2 protein-coding genes are annotated in these 1,126 nt (G+C 67.2%); both read left to right on the forward strand.

Annotation, left to right across the window (positions count from 1 at the left end):
- A partial coding sequence (locus tag LQV45_RS34650) for an AAA family ATPase (RefSeq protein WP_230012457.1) occupies positions 1-557 on the forward strand: 557 nt, incomplete at its 5' end.
- Between the two features lie 106 nt (positions 558-663).
- A partial coding sequence (locus LQV45_RS34655; protein WP_230012460.1) for an ABC transporter permease occupies positions 664-1,126 on the forward strand: 463 nt, incomplete at its 3' end.

The following is a 1,126-nucleotide window of genomic DNA, read 5'->3' on the forward strand; positions in this document are numbered from 1 at the left end:
ACCCCAACCTCACCGTGCGCGAGCATCTGGACATCCAGCGCCGGCTCACCGGTTCGCCGCCGCGGTCGGTCGCCGACTCGATCACGCTGCTGCGCTTGGATCCTTATGCCGATCGGCGTGCCGGGCAGCTCTCGCTCGGCAACAAACAGCGTCTCGCTCTCGCCCGCGCGCTGCTGCACTCCCCCGAATTGCTCGTGCTCGACGAGCCCGCCAACGGCCTTGATCCGGCTGGCATTGTCGAGATCCGCGAGCTGCTCCGTTCGCTCGCCGACGGGCGCGGCGCCACCGTCTTCATGTCGAGCCACATCCTCGCCGAGGTCGCTCACTTGGCCGACCGCATCGGTATCGTCCACGACGGCCGTCTCATCGAGGAGTCGTCGCGCGACGAACTCGCCGCGAAGGCGCGCGCGTTCGCGACCGACGCCTACACCCCGGAAGAGCGCGAGCAGGCGCTGCTCACACTGGATCTGGAGCGCTACTTCCTGGCGCGGACGGGCGATGCGCGCGGTGCCGATGGCCGGAGGACCGGCCCTTCGTCCGAAGGCGGCGCGGTTTGATGTTCGGTCAGGTTCTTGGCACCGAGTTCATGAAGCTCCACCGTGCCAAGGCGACGTGGGCCACGCTGGCGGTGCTCGCGATCATGCCGCTCGGTATTGCGCTTTCATGTGGATCGTGCGCGAACCGGGGCGGGCGGCCCAGCTGGGGCTTCTGGGTACCAAAGCGAGCCTTGCCGGGCTTGAGGCGACGTGGCTCCAATACTTCTACATGCTCACGCTGGTCTTCGGTGTCGGCGGGATGCTGCTGCTGACCTTCATCATCGCCTACCTGTTTGGCCGGGAGTACGGTGATGCCACCGCCAAGAACATGCTCGCGCTGCCCGTGGCCCGTCATTGGTTCGCCGTCGCCAAGCTGGCGGTCGCGGCCGTGTGGTGGATGGCGCTCATCGTCATAGTCCTCGTCGAGGCCATGGCGATCGGACTGGTGTTGGGGCTGCCGGGGTTCTCGGCAGAGTTGGCCGCGGCGGGAATCGCACACGTGCTCCTCGCTGCGACGATCTCATTCCTGCTCGCGCCAGTGGTCGCCTGGATCGCTGTGTGGAGCCGAGGCGAAGTGGCCCCCATCGCTT

It is taken from the genome of Microbacterium sp. Bi128 (genome assembly GCF_918698205.1).